At 62.3% G+C, this 16,106-nt stretch carries 15 protein-coding genes; 8 read left to right on the top strand and 7 right to left on the bottom strand.

What is annotated here, in order from left to right; genetic code table 11:
* Positions 1 to 69: 69 nt before the first annotated feature.
* Positions 70 to 1,014: a nucleoside hydrolase gene (locus AMK00_RS02005; protein WP_064809391.1), complete on the top strand. Its 945-nt coding sequence runs from the start codon at positions 70 to 72 to the stop codon at positions 1,012 to 1,014.
* A 38-nt stretch (positions 1,015 to 1,052) separates the two neighbouring features.
* Here AMK00_RS02005 and grpE read toward each other — a convergent pair whose 3' ends face one another.
* Together grpE and hrcA are read right to left on the bottom strand one after the other, a co-directional pair.
* Positions 1,053 to 1,688 (bottom strand): nucleotide exchange factor GrpE, encoded by a 636-nt coding sequence (gene grpE, locus AMK00_RS02000; protein WP_064800430.1) that lies wholly within the window; start codon positions 1,686 to 1,688, stop codon positions 1,053 to 1,055.
* 111 nt (positions 1,689 to 1,799) lie between these two features.
* Positions 1,800 to 2,888, bottom strand: coding sequence for a heat-inducible transcriptional repressor HrcA (gene hrcA / locus AMK00_RS01995; protein ID WP_064800429.1), 1,089 nt, complete (start codon positions 2,886 to 2,888; stop codon positions 1,800 to 1,802).
* 126 nt (positions 2,889 to 3,014) lie between these two features.
* Between hrcA and rph the strand changes: the two genes are divergently transcribed.
* The 4 genes from rph to hemW are packed head-to-tail and all read left to right on the top strand — an operon-like array spanning position 3,015 to position 6,013.
* Complete coding sequence (rph, locus tag AMK00_RS01990; protein WP_064809389.1) at positions 3,015 to 3,734, top strand: ribonuclease PH; 720 nt, start codon at positions 3,015 to 3,017, stop codon at positions 3,732 to 3,734.
* Entirely contained in the window at positions 3,731 to 4,156 is a 426-nt protein-coding gene (locus AMK00_RS01985) for a VOC family protein (protein ID WP_064809387.1), read from the top strand. Before rph ends, AMK00_RS01985 begins: the two co-directional genes overlap by 4 nt.
* A complete protein-coding gene (rdgB, locus tag AMK00_RS01980; protein WP_064809385.1) occupies positions 4,157 to 4,801 on the top strand; it encodes an RdgB/HAM1 family non-canonical purine NTP pyrophosphatase in 645 nt (214 codons plus the stop codon).
* A gap of 9 nt (positions 4,802 to 4,810) precedes the next feature.
* Entirely contained in the window at positions 4,811 to 6,013 is a 1,203-nt protein-coding gene (gene hemW, locus AMK00_RS01975; protein ID WP_064809383.1) for a radical SAM family heme chaperone HemW, read from the top strand.
* A gap of 61 nt (positions 6,014 to 6,074) precedes the next feature.
* On the opposite strand, the gene AMK00_RS01970 is transcribed toward hemW, so the two are convergent.
* The 5 genes from AMK00_RS01970 to mutM all read right to left on the bottom strand — a co-directional run bounded on the left by AMK00_RS01970 (position 6,075) and on the right by mutM (position 11,863).
* Positions 6,075 to 7,157: a saccharopine dehydrogenase family protein gene (locus AMK00_RS01970; protein WP_064809381.1), complete on the bottom strand. Its 1,083-nt coding sequence runs from the start codon at positions 7,155 to 7,157 to the stop codon at positions 6,075 to 6,077.
* A 163-nt stretch (positions 7,158 to 7,320) separates the two neighbouring features.
* Entirely contained in the window at positions 7,321 to 8,871 is a 1,551-nt protein-coding gene (gene dnaA / locus AMK00_RS01965; RefSeq protein WP_064811619.1) for a chromosomal replication initiator protein DnaA, read from the bottom strand.
* A gap of 837 nt (positions 8,872 to 9,708) precedes the next feature.
* A complete protein-coding gene (rpsT, locus tag AMK00_RS01960; RefSeq protein ID WP_064800423.1) occupies positions 9,709 to 9,987 on the bottom strand; it encodes a 30S ribosomal protein S20 in 279 nt (92 codons plus the stop codon).
* Positions 9,988 to 10,178: 191 nt separating this feature from the next.
* Positions 10,179 to 10,952 carry an enoyl-CoA hydratase gene (locus AMK00_RS01955; protein ID WP_064809379.1) on the bottom strand — a complete coding sequence of 258 codons (774 nt, stop codon included), beginning with the start codon at positions 10,950 to 10,952 and terminating at the stop codon, positions 10,179 to 10,181.
* A 20-nt stretch (positions 10,953 to 10,972) separates the two neighbouring features.
* Positions 10,973 to 11,863, bottom strand: a complete 891-nt coding sequence (gene mutM, locus AMK00_RS01950; protein ID WP_064809377.1) for a bifunctional DNA-formamidopyrimidine glycosylase/DNA-(apurinic or apyrimidinic site) lyase — start codon at positions 11,861 to 11,863, stop codon at positions 10,973 to 10,975.
* A gap of 147 nt (positions 11,864 to 12,010) precedes the next feature.
* Between mutM and ubiE the strand changes: the two genes are divergently transcribed.
* The 3 genes from ubiE (at position 12,011) to AMK00_RS01935 (ending at position 16,067) form a co-directional block, all read left to right on the top strand.
* Entirely contained in the window at positions 12,011 to 12,787 is a 777-nt protein-coding gene (gene ubiE, locus AMK00_RS01945) for a bifunctional demethylmenaquinone methyltransferase/2-methoxy-6-polyprenyl-1,4-benzoquinol methylase UbiE (protein WP_064809375.1), read from the top strand.
* Positions 12,788 to 12,835: 48 nt separating this feature from the next.
* A complete protein-coding gene (gene ubiB / locus AMK00_RS01940; RefSeq protein ID WP_064809373.1) occupies positions 12,836 to 14,410 on the top strand; it encodes a 2-polyprenylphenol 6-hydroxylase in 1,575 nt (524 codons plus the stop codon).
* Between the two features lie 88 nt (positions 14,411 to 14,498).
* Positions 14,499 to 16,067, top strand: a complete 1,569-nt coding sequence (locus AMK00_RS01935) for an aromatic amino acid lyase (protein WP_064800418.1) — start codon at positions 14,499 to 14,501, stop codon at positions 16,065 to 16,067.
* Positions 16,068 to 16,106 lie beyond the last annotated feature (39 nt).

Here is a 16,106-nt window from a genome sequence, read left to right as displayed (position 1 = left end):
ATTTGTGACGGGAAATGAAGAGATGGTGTCTGCCGGGATAAGCGGCATGCCGAGAACGGGACGATTGAAATGGCAAGCGCGAGAAAGATCATCATCGACACCGATCCCGGCCAGGATGACGCGGCCGCCATCATGCTGGCTTTCGGCAGCCCCGATGAGCTCGAGGTGCTGGGGATCACGACGGTCGCCGGCAACGTGCCGCTGTCATTCACCAGCCGCAACGCGCGCATCGTCTGCGAGCTCTGCGGCCGCACGGATGTGAAGGTTTTCGCCGGCGCCGACAAGCCGATCGCCCGCAAGCTGGTGACGGCAGAACATGTCCACGGCAAGACCGGCCTCGACGGCCCTGTTCTGCCCGAACCGACGATGGCGCTGCAACCCGGCCATTCCGTCGATTTCATCATCGAGACGCTGCGCCGCGAGCCGGAAGGCACGGTGACGCTCTGCACGCTCGGGCCGCTCACCAATATCGGCATGGCCTTCCAGAAGGCGCCCGACATCATTCCGCGCATTCGCGAGCTGGTGATGATGGGCGGCGGCTTCTTCGAGGGCGGCAATATTACGCCGGCCGCCGAATTCAACGTCTATGTCGATCCCGAGGCGGCCGACATCGTTTTCCGCTCGGGCGTTCCGATCGTGATGATGCCGCTCGACGTGACGCACCAGCTGCTGACCCGCAAGGACCGGGTCAAGCGCATGGCCGTGATCGGCACGGCGCCGGCAAAGGCCATGGTCGAAATGTTGGAATTCTTCGAGCGCTTCGACATCGAAAAATACGGTTCCGACGGCGGGCCGCTGCACGACCCGACGGTTGTCGCCTATCTGCTGAAACCAGAGCTTTTTCAGGGCCGCGACTGCAATGTCGAAATCGAGGTCCAGTCCGAACTCACCGTCGGGATGACCGTCGTCGACTGGTGGCATGTGACCGAGCGCAAGCGCAATGCCAAGGTCATGCGCACCGTCGATGCGGACGGCTTCTTCGATCTGCTGATCGAACGCTTCGCCCGCATCTGAATTTTCTTCCTTCTCCGAGGCGGAGAAGGAAAACGACCTCAGGCGTCCTTCTCGTCGAAGACGGAATTGATTTCGGCCTCGACCGGCTTCGGGCCGCCCTTGGCAACGCCGACCATGGCCGGGCGCAGGACGCGTTCGCCGATGGTGAAGCCGGCCTGCACGACCTGGACGACGGTATTGTTCGGCACTTCGGAGTTCGGCACCTCGAACATCGCCTGATGGAAATTCGGATCGAATTTCTGGCCAACCGGCTCCAGCTTGCGAACGCCGTGGCGCTCCAGCGCCGAGAGCATCGAGCGCTCGGTCATCTCCACACCTTCGATCAGCGTGGTGAGGCCGGCATCGGCCGTGGCCTTGGTCTCCGGAGAGATGGCGTCCAGCGCCCGGCGCAAATTGTCCGAGACGGCGAGCATGTCCCGGGCGAAACCGGCGACGGAATAGGATTTCGCATCCTTGACCTCGCGCTCGGTGCGGCGGCGCAGATTATCCATCTCGGCGGCAAGGCGCAGATAGCGGTCACGCAGCTCGGCATTCTCGGCCTTCAGGAGGTCGAGCGGATCCGGCTGGTTTGCCTCCTCCTGCCCGACAGTGGCAGTCTCGACGTTGACGGCAGCGTCGGCTGCGGCGTTGGCCGCAGTTGCGTCAGGTCCGTTTTTCGTCGTTTCATCGGTCATGACGGTCTCCGGTTGGTATTTTCAGATGCGCCCGATATCGAGGTTTGACCGGAAAAAATCAAGTCTGCGTGACGAAGAAGCGAAAATTCCGCGGCTTCGTCAGTGATGACATCAAAGCGGATTGCGCGACAGGCGGGAGACGAGCTGGGCGGTATAATCCACCATCGGCACGATACGGGAATAATTGAGCCGCGTCGGGCCGATGACGCCAACGGCGCCGACGATCCGGTCGTCGTCGTCGCGATAGGGCGCGACGATGAGCGACGAGCCGGACAGCGAGAAGAGCTTGTTTTCCGAGCCGATGAAGATGCGCACGCCCGAACCGCTTTCGGCGAGGTTGAGAAGCTCGATCAGGCTGTCCTTCTTTTCGAGATCGTCGAACAGCATGCGCAGCCGGTCGAGATCTTCGGCGCCGGCGAGGCCTTCGAGCAGGTTGGCGCGGCCGCGGATGATCAGCTGAGCAGGCTTTCCCTCGTCCGGGCTGCCGGCCCAGACGGCGATGCCGCGCTCGACAAGATCGCGCGAGAGCGCATCGAGTTCGTGACGGACATCATCCTTCAGCCGGCTTAACTGTTTGCGCAGCTCCGGCAGCGTCTGGCCGGACATGTGCGCATTGAGGAAATTCGCCGCCTCCGTCAGCTGCGAGGAGGTGACGCCCGCCGGCAGTTCGATGATGCGGTTTTCCACCTGGTCATGATCGCCGACGAGCACAGCGAGCGCCTTTGTCGGTTCAAGCCGGATGAACTCGACATGTTTCAGCACCGGATCGCTTTTCGAGGTGATGACGAGGCCGGCCCCGCGCGAGATGCCCGAAAGCATGCGGCTGGCTTCGTTCATCATCGATTCCACCGGATTGCCGCCGCTTTCGGCCCGCACCTGGCGATCGATATTGGCGCGCTCCTCGGCGGAGAGATCGCCGATCTGCATGAATGCATCGACGAAGAAGCGCAGCCCGATCTGGGTCGGCAACCGGCCGGCGCTGACATGCGGGGAATAGATGAGACCGAGCTCTTCGAGATCGCTCATGACGTTGCGCACCGAGGCCGGCGACAGCGACATCGGCAGCAGGCGCGACAGATTGCGCGAGCCGAGCGGCTCGCCGCTTTCGAGATAACCTTCGACGATGCGGCGAAAAATTTCCCTGGAGCGCTCGTCCAGTGCAGCAACGGCATCCGAAACCGACGTCGACCTGATGCCCATGAACCTTTTCAAACCCGCGCTGATGATGCTCCCGAAAATATAGTCAAACTCGCACCCGTGGCAAAAGGGAATTTGCAAATGGGCGCCGCCAATCGTAGAAGCGGTCAACAACTCCAGGAGATGAGAATGCGGCCTTCAGGCAGAAAAACCGACCAGATGCGCAAGGTCTCGTTCGAGCGCAATTTTTCCAAGCATGCGGAAGGCTCCTGCCTGGTGAAATTCGGCGATACGCACGTGCTTTGCACCGCAAGCCTCGAGGAAAAGACGCCGCCGTGGCTGCGCAACACCGGCAAGGGCTGGGTCACGGCCGAATACGGCATGCTGCCGCGGGCGACCGGCGAGCGAATGAAGCGCGAGGCCGCCGCCGGCAAGCAGGGCGGCCGCACCCAGGAAATCCAACGGCTGATCGGCCGGTCGCTGCGCGCCGTCGTCGACCTGCAGGCGCTCGGCGAAAAGCAGATCACGCTCGATTGCGACGTCATCCAGGCCGATGGCGGCACACGGACGGCCTCCATCACCGGCGGCTGGATCGCGCTTTACGACTGCCTGAAATGGATGGAAAGCCGCAACATGATCAAGGTCGACCGGGTCCTGAAGGATCACGTCGCAGCCATCTCCTGCGGCGTTTTCGCCAGCCAGCCGGTCATCGACCTCGATTATCTCGAGGATTCCTCGGCCGAGACCGATGCGAACTTCGTCATGACCGGCGCCGGCGGCATCGTCGAGATCCAGGGAACTGCCGAAGGCACGCCGTTCAGCGAAGAGGAATTCAGTTCGCTGATGCGGCTTGCCAAGAATGGCATCGGCGAACTCGTCGCCCTGCAGAAAGAGGCGATTGCGGGATGAACGCCATGCTGGAAGGCATGTTGGAAACCGCGCTCTATGCGCGCGATCTCGATCAGGCCGAGACGTTCTACGAGGGCGTTCTCGGGCTTGAAAAGATCACCCGCGCCGGCAACCGGCATGTCTTCTTCCGCTGTGGGCCAGGCGTTCTCCTCATCTTCAACCCCGAGGAAACGATAAAGCCGCCAGCACCCGACGCGCTGCAGGTGCCGCCACACGGCACGACCGGGCAAGGCCATGCCTGTTTCCGGGTATCTGGCCGCAACATAGATGCGATGGCCGAACAGCTGAAAGCAGCTGGCGTTGCGATCGAATCCGAGGTGCACTGGCCAAATGGCGGCCGCTCGATCTATTTCCGCGACCCTGCCGGCAACAGCCTGGAATGCGCGGAGGCTAAAATCTGGGGCATCGAACAGGATATTTGAATGCGCAAGCTCGAAACCAAAACCATCGTCGTCGCCAGCCACAATGCCGGCAAGATCCGCGAGATCCAGGAATTGATCGGACCGCTCGGCTTCACCGCCAAATCCGCCGCCGAACTGAATTTCGTCGAACCTGACGAAACCGGCACGAGCTTCGAGGAGAATGCGACGATCAAGGCGGTCGCCTCGGCCAATGCCGCCGGCATGCCGGCGCTTTCGGATGATTCCGGCCTGGTGGTCGACGCGCTCGGCGGCGATCCCGGCGTCTACACCGCCAACTGGGCGGAAAGGGCAGACGGCACGCGCGACTTCGACATGGCGATGGCCAAGGTGGAAAAGGCGCTGCAGGACGCCGGCGCTACGACGCCGGAACAGCGCGGGGCGCGTTTCGTCAGCGTGCTCTGCCTTGCCTGGCCGGACGGGCATACCGAGCTTTTCCGCGGCGAGGTGGAAGGCCATGTCGTCTGGCCGCCGCGCGGCACCCAAGGCTTCGGCTATGATCCGGTTTTCCAGCCCGAGGGTTATGCCGTCACCTTCGGAGAAATGAGCGGCGAGGAGAAACACGGCTGGAATGTCGGCAAGCCGCAGGCGCTGTCGCATCGGGCCCGTGCCTTCAAACTTTTCGTCGAAACCTGCCTGGAGGCATAAGATCTGTTCGTGGGCAATTTCGATACGCCAAGCCTCTCGCGCGACGCCGCGCTGCTGCCCGATACCGGCGAGCCCGGCTTCGGCGTCTATGTGCATTGGCCCTTCTGCGCGGCGAAGTGCCCCTACTGCGACTTCAACAGTCATGTGCGCCATCAGCCGGTGGATCAGGAGCGCTTTGCATCAGCCTTTCTGAAGGAGATGGCGGCAGTCCGGGCGATGAGCGGTCCGAAGACGGTGACAAGCATCTTCCTCGGCGGCGGCACGCCGTCGCTGATGAAGCCGGAGACGGTCGATGCCATTCTCGACGGCATCGCGCGGCACTGGCATGTGCCCGCCGGCATTGAAATCACCATGGAGGCCAACCCGTCGAGCGTCGAGGCTGAACGGTTTCGCGGCTACCGGGCGGCCGGCGTCAACCGCGTCTCGCTCGGCGTGCAGGCGCTTGATGATCGGGATCTGAAATTCCTCGGCCGGCTGCATGACGTCGCCGACGCCCTGAAGGCGATCCGGCTGGCGCGCGAGATCTTCCCGCGCATGTCCTTCGACCTCATCTATGCCCGGCCGGACCAGACGGTCGAGGAATGGGAGAAGGAACTTAAGGAAGCGATCTCCTATGCCGTCGACCATCTGTCGCTCTATCAGCTGACCATCGAGGAAGGCACGCCCTTCTTCGGTCTGCACAAATCAGGCAAGCTGATCGTGCCGGACGGCGAGCAATCGGCTCTGCTCTACGAGGCGACGCAGGAGATCACGGCGCGTGAGGGCATGCCCGCCTACGAGGTCTCCAATCATGCCCGGCCGGGTGCCGAAAGCCGACATAATCTGACCTATTGGCGTTACGGCGATTATGCCGGCATCGGTCCGGGCGCGCACGGCCGGCTGACGCATGGGCATGAGAAGCTTGCGACGGCGACCGAGCGCAAGCCGGAAGCTTGGCTCGAGATGGTCGAGCGCGACGGCCACGGTATTCTCGACCAGGAGCGGCTCGGTTTCGAGGAACAGTCGGACGAACTACTGCTGATGGGACTGCGGCTGAGGGAAGGCGTCGATCTCGCCCGCTGGCAGCAGCTTTCGGGCCGTGAGCTCGACCCGAAGCGCGAGGAATTCCTGCTCGAACACAAATTCGTCGAGCGGATCGGCAATTCGCGCCTGCGCTGCACGCCATCGGGCATGCTGATCCTCGATTCCGTCGTCGCCGATCTCGCCTGCTGACATCCAACGAGGTTGATCCGGGCGCGACAGCGACATCGCCGTCCGCGCCGGAAAACATGTCTCAGCCGTGGCTGGTCGCGCCCGCCTTGAACAGGCTGCCGGTCGGCGTCTTCAGGAACGTCTCCAGTGGAATGTGCTCCTGGTGCAGGAAGCCCGTCGCCGGCAGGAGGCCGTCGCGGACCATCTCGATGACGGCAACGACGGAGGCCGAGGTCGTCCAGGCAATTGCCGTGCGGCGCGCGCCGGCAATCTCGATCGGATAATAGGCGCGCACGAATTCCTTGCGGCGCAGGCTGCCATTCTCCGTTCCCTCGGCCGCGACATGGACGTAGACGACATCGTCTTCGACAGGCGGCTTGGCATTGGTCAGGATCTCGCCGGCGAGCTTGCGCTTGTCGCGCATCAGGAGCTCATGGAAGAAGAAGTTCATCAGCTCCATATGGCCGGGATAACGCATGGTCTTGTAGTCGAGATTGTCGACCTTGCCGAGCATGGTGTCGCACATGGTGCCGAGGCCGCCCGAGGTCGTGAAGGCTTCGAGCTTGACGCCGCCGACATAGATGGTCTCATGCCATTCCATCGGCGAGACCAGCTTGCGCACACCGCCCTCGATGACCTCGCAATCGTTCAGATATTCGTTGACGACTCCCTCCGGCGACCAGTTGAAGGCATAACCGAGAAGGCCTGTGGGATGCTGCGGCAGTGCGCCGACGCGCATGCGGATCGAGCGGCAGCGCTCGAAGCCGTCGGCAAGGCTTGCGCCGACGATGCCGACGAAACCCGGCGCCAGTCCGCATTGCGGCGCCATCAGGCCGCGGGCGGTCTTCGACAGTTCGATGATGAAGTTGGTGGTCGGAACGTCTTCGGTCAGATCGAAATAATGGATGCCGGCAAGATGGGCGGCGCGGGCCAGTTCGATGTTGAGGTGATAGGGAAGGCAGGAAAGCACCGCCTCGACGGTGGAGAGCAGCTCGCCGATCACCTGAGCGTCGGAAATATCGCCGGTGCGGCACTTGAACGGGACCTCACCCAGCGGCAATTGCGCGTCGACACCGATGACCTCGAAGCCGCCTTCATGCAACAGCGTCGCCGCCAGCCGGCCGACCTTGCCCAGGCCGAGAACGGCAACCTTTTTAAAACTCATGCATATCCTCCCACGCGCCCGCTTCGGCGCTTTCGTTTTTATCCGATGCGCGTCGCTCCAAATCGGACGTGCACGGGATGGCTGGAGGTATAGAATAAAAAGCTTATAAAGGAAAACGGCCGGAATCGCTCCCGGCCGTCGAATTCCCTCGAAAATCCACCAATTATTCGTTGATCAGCCGCTTCAGCAGCTCGATTTCGTGCGAAAGCTTGGTGTCTCCCGATATCAGCTCTTCGATCTTGCGCACGGCGTGCAGCACGGTCGTGTGATCACGCCCGCCGAAACGGCGGCCGATCTCGGGGAAGGAGCGCGGCGTCAGCGTCTTCGACAGATACATGGCGATCTGGCGCGGCTTGACGATGACGCGGGTGCGGCGGTTGGAGACCAGTTCCTGGCGCGAGACGTTGTAGTGCCTGGCGACGATGCGCTGGATGTCTTCGATGCGCACGCGGCGCGGCTCGCCCGAACCGACGAGATGGGCGAGCAATTCGTCGACGCGCTCGATCGACAGGTTCGGCTCGAAGGAGCGGCGGAAGATCAGCTGGTTAAAGGCGCCTTCGAGTTCGCGTCCGCTGGCCGTGATGTTGCGGGCGACATGCTGCAGCAGATCTGCCGGAATTTCGAGCGACGGATCCTCGAGACGGGCCGCGGCCAGACGCCGCTTGAGGATTTCGAGGCGCATTTCGTAATCCGGCGCGTCGAGTTCGATGGCAACGCCGCCCTGCAGGCGCGAGCGGACGCGCGGATCGAGAGACTCCAGCTCCCATGGCGCCCGGTCGGCGGCGACGACGACCTGCTTGGCGCTGTCGAGCAGCATATTCAGGAGATGGCAGAATTCGTGCTGGATCATCTTGCCCTGCAGGAACTGCATGTCGTCGATGATCAAGAGATCGATGTTGCGCAATGAATCCTTCAGCGTCAGCGCGTCGTTGTCGCGGATCGCCGTGGCGAAGCGCCACATGAAATATTCCGCCGTCAGATAGACGACGCGCAGAGCCCGCGGGTTCTGCACCGCCGCATTGGCGATCGCCTGCAGAAGATGGGTCTTGCCGAGGCCGACCGTCGAATGGACGAAGAGCGGATTGAAGCGCACGGCGCCGGAGCCGACTTCCGCGATTGTCTTGGCAGCCGCAAGCGCGACGCGGTTCGAGCTGCCTTCCACGAAGGTATCGAAGGTGAAGCGGCTGTCGAGCGGCGAGCCGAAGAGCGGCGTGCCGAGGCTTGCGGGCCTTGCGGCGGCAACGGCCGAAACCGCCTGCTGGACGGCCTGGCCAGCCGGCTGGGCGCTCGGCGGACGGCGCATCTGCGCGTGAGCAGCGGGCTCAGGCTGGACCACCTCGTCGGCGGCCTTCATGCCGCTGCGCGTTGCCGTGCGCACGAGGATTTCGATCTTCATGATTTCCGGATCTTCGGCCTGGAACAGACCGGTGATAAGGTCGAGATAACGATTGTTGATCCACGACTTCAGGAAGGTCGTGGGAACTGACAGGCGAACAACGCTCTTCGATACCGAATGCAGCTTCAGCCTGGCAAACCAGCTGGCATAGACGTCAGGACCGACCTGGGCCTTCAAGCGCGCGCTGACGCGCTCAAACAAAATGCTCTGCTTCATTTCCGCCTTTGCTTCCCCCACTTCCTGGCGAATGGAGCCGAACGCCTGCGGTGCCGCATCCCCATTGTCGAGCCCGCCCGCCATCATCGTATTCATCTGCATAATGCCGCCTTTCAATTCCACCGGGCGGCCTCCGCTAAACAGCCGCCCGATCATTCCCCGCTTTGACGGGCTGGCGGCATCCTCATGAAGCCACTCGCCTGCCGGTTCACTCAAACACGGCACGGAAGCTCTTTGCAGGTACCGCATTCATGCGGCGCCTTCATCGGCTTTCGGTGCCAGGCTTGTCGGTCAATCCTCGTTTTCGGCCGACCAGCCCGAACGCAATATTACTATCCCTATCCGGCATCCTCACGTTAAACGTGTGGTTGCCATAGGCACAAAACATCCCTGCCCGTAACAGCCACGTTACGGCCCAAATCCGTCAAGTGCTTGAAAAAACGGAAGCGCAAGGCTCCGTAACAGATGGCACAAACGTATCGCCCTGCCGACGTGGCAGTTAAGACCGAACTCTGCAGGTGATGTCCGCGCCCTCTGTTGGACGCCATTTAGGCAGGATCAAATGGCAAGATCAACGATGAATTTTACGCAAAATTAAGATGCGACCATTGACTCCGGCCGCCCTTTTCGGGCGTCACACCAGCGTCAAAAAAGAATCGCAGTTGAATCAAAGAGATTCCCCGTTCGGGCTATTTTGACACGCAAAGAAAGAAAAAAAATAAAAATCTGCTTGACTCGCCCGTGATCCGCAAAGGTTTGGCCAGAGTCGCGCAATGGGAAAGCATCCTTGCGCAAGCTATTGTTTTAAAACGATTTTTCCTGTCATGGCGCTGACACGAAACAGTCGTGAGATTCACCATGCAGAGGTCGTTCGGCAGAATCGAAAAAGCCCGGTAAAATTACCGGGCTAATCATAACGAGGAGGTCGTTAATGGATTATTACGCGGTCGTGGAGACCGACAGAGCCTTCACACGAGCGGCCAGGCGAGAGACCTTGCGCGATGCCGTGTTGGAGTGCAGCACGCCCTTGCTGGCGGCGCGGGCGAGTTCCGGCTGAGCGGCCAGGAAAGCTGCCTTCGCCTTGTCGGCGTCACCGGATGCGATGGCCTCTTCGACCTGGCGAACGAAAGTACGAACGCGCGAGCGACGAGCCTTATTGACGTCGGTACGGCGGGCGATCTTGCGGGTCGCTTTTTTCGCCGAAGTTGTATTGGCCATGGATGCCTCTCTCAAGAATTCGAACAAACTCCGCCATTACCGCGGGCCCTGCGGCCACCAAATCCAGCAATACGGGAGCAATCGCGGAAAACCAGAGCGGCTTTCCGAACCGTGGGCGGGCATATAACCCTAAAGCCGGCCCACGTCAACGCGGATTTTCAAGCTTTCCGGCGGCAAGCGCCGAAAAGCATTCAACGGTGCTTAAAGGCAGGTTTGCGCTTCTCGATGAAGGCGGTCATGCCTTCTTTCTGATCGTCCGTGGCAAAGAGACTATGAAACAGGCGGCGTTCGAACCGCAACCCTTCCTCCAGCGTCGTCTCAAAGGCGCGGTTGACCGCCTCCTTGGCCATCATGACCGAGGGCTGCGAAAGCGAGGCGATCTTTTCGGCCGCGGCAAGCGCCTCGTCGAGAAGACGCTCGGGCGCCACCACACGCGAAACGAGTCCCGATCGTTCGGCTTCCGCCGCATCCATCATCCGGCCGGTCAGGACAAGATCCATCGCCTTCGCCTTGCCGACGGCGCGCGTCAGCCGCTGCGAGCCGCCCATGCCGGGAATGACGCCAAGGGTGATCTCCGGCTGGCCGAACTTCGCGGTCTCCGAGGCGATAATGAAATCGCACATCATGGCGAGCTCGCAGCCACCGCCGAGGGCAAAACCGCTGACGGCAGCGATCACCGGCTTGCGCGCCTTGGCGACGTCATCCCAGCCGCTGATGAAGTCACTCTTATAGATGTCGGCGAACTGGAGCGACTGCATCTCCTTGATATCGGCGCCGGCGGCAAAGGCGCGTTCGGAGCCGGTGATGACGATCGCGCCGATCGCCTCGTCGGCGTGGAACGCGGCGTAGGCCGCCTTCAACTCCTTCAGGACGGTGGAATTCAATGCGTTCAGCGCCTGCGGGCGATTCAGCGTGACGAGGCCGACATTGCCTCGGGTTTCGACGATCAGGGTCTCGTAGGCCATGCTGGTCTCCCGGTTCTCTGTTATTTCTGGCAGGCGGCGCAATAGAAGGTGGAGCGGCCCGCCTGCACGACACGGGCGACCGTAGCGCCGCAGCCGGGCGTGCCGCAAGCCTCACCTTCGCGATCATAGACGGAGAAGGAGTGCTGGAAATAACCGAGCGATCCGTCGGCCTGGATATGGTCTCGCAGCGACGATCCGCCGGCGGCGATTGCATCGGCGATGACGTCGCGGATCGAGGCGACCAGCAGGTCGAGCTCATGCTTCGGCCGGCCGCCCGGCGTCACCAGCGTGCCGGCAGCACGCAGCGGCGACAAATGCGCGCGCCACAGCGCCTCGCATACATATATATTGCCGAGACCGGCAATGTTCTTCTGGTCGAGCAGCGCGCTCTTCAGCGGCTGCGCCTTGTCGCGAAAACGTTCGGCCAGATAAGCGGCGCCGAGTTCGTTTCCTGTCGGCTCCGGGCCGAGATCGCGGAAGAAGGGGTGGGCGGCGAGATCGGCGCGTCCGACCATATCCATGAAGCCGAAACGGCGCGGGTCGTTGTAGATGACGCGGCGTGCGCCGTCCGGACCCTGCAGATGAAAGACGACGTGATCGTGTTTCTCATCCTTCGAGCGGGCGTGGTGGAACTCGCCCGGCATTGCGGAGGCGGAGTTCTCCTCGATGCGAAAGGAACCGGACATGCCGAGATGGGAAATCAGCGTGTTGCCGTCATCGAGATCGACCAGCAGATATTTGGCGCGGCGACCAAGGCCGATGATGGTGCGGCCGGAAACCTTGTCGGCCAAGGCATCGGGAAAGGGGAAGCGCAAATCCTTGCGCCGCAGTTCCAGCCTGGCAATGCGAGCGCCTTCCATCGCCGGCGCCAGGCCGCGCTTGACCGTTTCGACTTCTGGCAATTCCGGCATCTTAACCCATCTCTATCGAACGTGTTTCAACCGAGGACGATGTGCGCTATAGCGCCATGTGCCGCGGAGAGCGCGGTCCAGTGATAACGTCGCGCGCGGTCTTTCGCTACGGTCGCCGCGCCGATCTTCAAGGAACGGAGCAGCCTGATGTCAGAAAGCCGCACTTCCGCCGATGGCGGCATGGAGACCTCCTACGGCTTCCGCGAGGTGCCGGGCGGCGAGAAACAGGGTCTGGTCAATCAGGTGTTCCACAAGGTCGCCAAGCGCTACGACATCATGAACGATGTGATGTCGATGGGCATGCACCGGGCCTGGAAAGATGCGATGATCTCGGCGCTCAACCCGCGCAAGGAGCCGGGCTACAAGGTGCTCGACGTTGCCGGCGGCACCGGCGACATCGCCTTCCGCATCATCGAGGCTTCGGGCCGGCAGGCGCACGCGACCGTGCTCGACATCAACGGCTCGATGCTCGGCGTCGGCGCCGAGCGGGCGGCAAAGAAGAAGCTTTCCGACAATCTCACCTTCGTCGAGGCGAATGCCGAGGAACTGCCCTTCGAGGCCGCGAGCTTCGATGCCTATACGATCGCCTTCGGCATTCGCAACGTGCCGAGGATCGACAAGGCGCTGTCCGAGGCCTATCGCGTGTTGAAACGCGGCGGACGGCTGCTGGTCCTGGAGTTTTCGGAAGTCGATATGCCGCTTCTCGACAAGATCTATGACGCCTGGTCTTTCAACGCCATTCCGCAATTCGGCAAGGCGATCACCGGCGATGCCGAACCCTACCAGTATCTGGTGGAATCGATCCGCAAGTTCCCGAACCAGGAGAATTTCGCGGCGATGATCCGCCAAGCCGGATTTTCGCGCGTCACTTATACGAATTATACCGGCGGCATCGCCGCGCTGCATTCCGGCTGGAAGCTCTGAGGGAATGAACGAAAAAAAGACGAACCTCCCTCGATGGGGCACTTCTGCATGAGCACTTTCGGAGCCTATTTCCGCCTTTGGCGTGTCGGTTGGGTGCTCGTGCGTGAGGGTGTCGTATCGGCCCTGCCGTCCGAAGGTTTGCCGCCTTCGGTCGCGCTAGCCAAATCCTTCGTCACGATTTTCGAGCGCAGCAGGGCGCGGCATCAGAAGCGCAGCGATCGGCTGGCGCAGGCGGTCGAGCGGCTCGGCCCGTCCTATGTCAAGATCGGCCAGTTCCTGGCGACACGGCCCGACGTCGTCGGCGTCGAATTCGCCAACGACCTGTCGCAGCTTCAGGACCGGATGGCCTTCTTCCCCTCGGCTGCCGCAAAGGCGAATATCGAAGGATCGCTCGGCCGGCCGATCGAGGAACTCTATGTGAGCTTCGGCGAGCCCATCGCCGCCGCCTCGATCGCGCAAGTGCATCCGGCCGAAGTCGAAACGGCAGAAGGCCGAACGAAGGTCGCCGTCAAGGTCGTCCGACCGGGCGTGCGCCAGCGTTTTGTCCATGACATCGAGGCAATGTATCTGGTCGCCCACATGCAGGAGCGGTTCATGCCGTCCAGCCGGCGGCTGCGGCCGATCGAGGTGACGAAGACGCTGGAACAGACGACGAAGGTGGAGATGGATCTTCGCCTGGAGGCGGCAGCGCTTTCGGAGATTGCCGAAAACACCGACAGCGATCCCGGTTTTCGCGTGCCGAAGGTCGACTGGGAGCGCACGGGCCGCGACGTCATCACCATGGAATGGATCGACGGCACGAGAATGTCGGACGTCGAGGGCTTACGCGCTGCCGGCCACGACCTCAACCTGCTCGCCGACACGCTGATCCAGTCGTTTCTCCGCCACACGCTGCGCGACGGTTTCTTTCATGCCGACATGCATCCGGGCAATCTCTTCGTCGATGCCGGCGGCATGATCGTCGCAGTCGACATGGGTATTGTCGGGCGGCTCGGCAAAAAGGAGCGACGGTTCCTCGCCGAAATCCTCTACGGCTTCATCACGCGCGATTACATCCGTGTCGCAGAGGTGCATTTCGAGGCCGGCTACGTGCCCGGCCACCACAATGTCGAAAGCTTCGCCCAGGCGATCCGGGCAATCGGCGAGCCGATCCACGGGCAGCCGGCCGAAACCATCTCAATGGGCAAGCTCCTGACGCTGCTGTTCGAAGTGACCGAACTCTTCGACATGGCGACACGGCCGGAGCTTGTGATGCTGCAGAAGACCATGGTCGTGGTCGAAGGCGTGTCGCGCATGCTCAACCCGCGTTTCAATATGTGGAAGGCTTCCGAGCCCGTCGTCGGCGACTGGATCCGCACCAATCTCGGCCCGAAGCGGATCGTCACCGACCTCAAGGACGGGCTGAAGGCGGCGGTCAAGCTCGCCGAAGCCGCGCCCGAGATCGCGGCGAAAACCGAGAAATTCCACCATCAGCTGCTGCATATGAGCGAACACGGCCTGCGTTTCGACGACCAGACGGCCGAGGCGATCGGCAAGGCCGAAGCGCGTCACAACCGCTCGGCCAGGATCGCGCTCTGGGTGATCGCATTGACGCTTCTCTATATTGCCTGGATGCTGAGCTGACCGCTCCGATAACATGCTGTGTTCGGCATTTAGGATATCCCATGTGACGGAGGGCTCGCTTAGTCTCGCAGTTTAGGAGATACGGCACATGCAGCACGAACGCCCCGGCATCGAACTTTCCGGACGACCGCTCGGTTTTGCCGAGATGGTGACGATTGGTGCCGGCAAGGCGAGGATTTCGGCTTCACCGACCGGCATGGCCCGCATCGCGATTGCCCGCGAGATCGTAGAGGACGCGATTGCCGCCGGCACGCCCGTCTACGGCTCGACGACTGGCGTCGGCGCCATGAAGGACGTGGAGTGGTCGGCCGACGAACTCGACACTTTCAATCTCGGCTTGGTGCGTGCCCATCACTTCGGCACCGGCACGCCGTTTTCCTGCAATGTCGTGCGCAATGCCATGGCGATCCGCGTCAACACGGCGCTGACCGGCCAGGTCGGCTGCACGCCGGAGCTGATCGAGGCCTATATCAGGATGCTGGAGGCCGATCTCATCCCGGTCGTGCGCCGCACCGGCTCGATCGGCTGCGCCGATATCGGCCTGATGGGGCAGATCGGCGCGGTACTGACCGGTGTCGGTGAAGCGGTCTATCGCGGCAACCGGATGCAGGCGGCCGACGCTTTCCGGGCGGCGGGACTGGAACCGGTGCGGATGGCGCCGCGCGACAGCCTCGCTTCGCTGAGTGTCAACGCGGTGAGCTTTGCGGCGGCGGCGGAAACGACGCGCAATGCCGCGGCCTCGATCCGTATTCTGCTCGCCACCGGGATGATGGCATCAGGTGCGCTCGGCGCCTCCCGCGATCCGTGGAAGGCAGTCCGCCACGTCGGCACGGCGCGCGAGGCGCTGATCGGCGCCTGGCTCTGCAACGCCTCGGACGAATGGGACTGGCCGGTTGCAACGCATGTGCAGGATCCGCTCAGCCTGCGCATGATCGCCCAGGTGTTCGGCGCCGTCATCGAAAATCTGCTTTCGACCGGCCACAAGATCCTTGCCGCCACCGGACGCTCGGACGACAATCCGGTTGTTGTCGAGGGCCGGGTGATGACATCAGGCGGTTCGCTTCCGCTCGATGTGACGATCCTGCTCGAATCGGCCGCACTCTGCATGGCGCATGCGGCGCGCAATGCCTTCAACCGCTGCGTCATTCTCGGCAACGGTCAACGGCGCGACCTGCCGGTCAACCTCGTGCCGCCAGGCCGGATTGCCACCGGCTTCGGGCCGATCATCAAGCTTGCCGGCGAAATCTTCTCGCGCGTCCTGTCGATGTCAGGTCCCGTTTCGGCGCAGTCGCTTGTCGTTGCGGCCGGGCTGGAGGACGAGGCCGCCTTCCTGCCGCTGGTCATCGAGCGCTTCGAGCGGCAGATGCAGGCGCTGAAGCGCCTCGCGGCACTCGAGGCGCTCTTGTCTGCCCAGGCGATCGACATTCTCGGCGATGAACCGAAGGGCGTGGCCGGCATGCTCTACGACGTCGTGCGCAAACATGCGGCCTTTTATACCGTCGACCGGCCGCTTTCGGCTGAGGTGGAGGCGATCGAGGAAGAACTCGGATCGGACACCTTTCTCGCGAAGCTGACCGAACAGGTTCCGATCGCCTCCTTCGACGATTTTTTCGCACTCGGTTCGCCGGAGCCCATCGAGGAGCGGCTGGCCAGCTGAACAGGATGATGTCCGGCCAGGGACTGAAAATCTGGATCC

Origin of the sequence: Rhizobium sp. N621 (assembly GCF_001664325.1) — a bacterium.
Taxonomy (GTDB): Bacteria; Pseudomonadota; Alphaproteobacteria; order Rhizobiales; family Rhizobiaceae; genus Rhizobium; species Rhizobium esperanzae.
This window is presented reverse-complemented; position numbering and strand designations above follow the sequence as displayed.